Annotated in this window: 1 protein-coding gene; it reads left to right on the forward strand. The window is 75.2% G+C overall.

The annotated features are described in order from the left end of the window. On the forward strand, nucleotides 1–966 hold a 966-nt coding region (locus V1J52_RS25985), incomplete at both ends, for a beta-ketoacyl reductase (protein ID WP_330142420.1).

Consider the following 966-nt stretch of genomic DNA (forward strand, 5'->3'; position numbering starts at 1 on the left):
GGCGGTGCTGCTGGCGCTGGAGCCGGACACCGCCGGGGCCGGGCCGCAGGCCGCGCGGGAGGCGACCGCCCGGGTCCTGGGCACGGTCCAGGAGTTCCTGGCCGACGAGCGGTTCACCGACACGACCCTGGTGGTCACCACCCGCGGCGCCGTCGCCGTCGGCGCCGAGGACGTCACCGACCTCACCCACGCCGGCGTCTGGGGCCTCCTGCGCACCGCGCAGACCGAGAACCCCGGCCGCATCGTGCTCGCCGACCTCGACACCACCACCAGCCACACCCGGCTGCCGCTGGACGGCGAACCGCAGATCGCCGTGCGGGAGGGGAAGCTGCTCGTGCCCCGGCTCGTCCGGGCCCAGCAGTCCGAGGAGACGGCACCGGTGCGGTGGGACGAGGGCACGGTGCTCGTCACCGGCGCCACCGGAACCCTCGGCGCCGTCCTGGCCCGCCACCTCGTCACCACCCACGGCGCCCGGCACCTGCTGCTCCTCAGCCGCCGCGGACCCGACGCCCCCGGCGCCACCGAACTGGCCGCCGAACTCGGCGCGCTGGGCGCCGATGCCACGCTGGCGGCCTGCGACGCCGCCGACCGCGACGCGCTCGCCACCGTCCTCGACCGGATACCCGAGGACCGTCCGCTGAGCGCCGTCGTCCACACCGCCGGGGTGCTCGACGACACCGTCCTGGCGGACCTGACCCCGGAGCGTCTGGACGCCGTCCTGCGGCCCAAGATCGACGCCGCCTGGAACCTCCACGACCTCACCCGCGAGGCGGACCTCAACGCCTTCGTGCTCTACAGCTCCATCGCCGGACTCATCGGCAACGCCGGACAGGCCAACTACGCCGCCGGAAACACCTGGCTCGACGCACTCGCCGCCCACCGCACCGCCCACAACCAGCCCGCCACCAGCCTCGCCTGGGGCCTGTGGCAGCAGGCCAGCACCATCAGCGGCGACCTCAGCGACAC

Source organism: Streptomyces solitudinis, assembly GCF_036323765.1.
GTDB lineage: Bacteria > Actinomycetota > Actinomycetes > Streptomycetales > Streptomycetaceae > Streptomyces.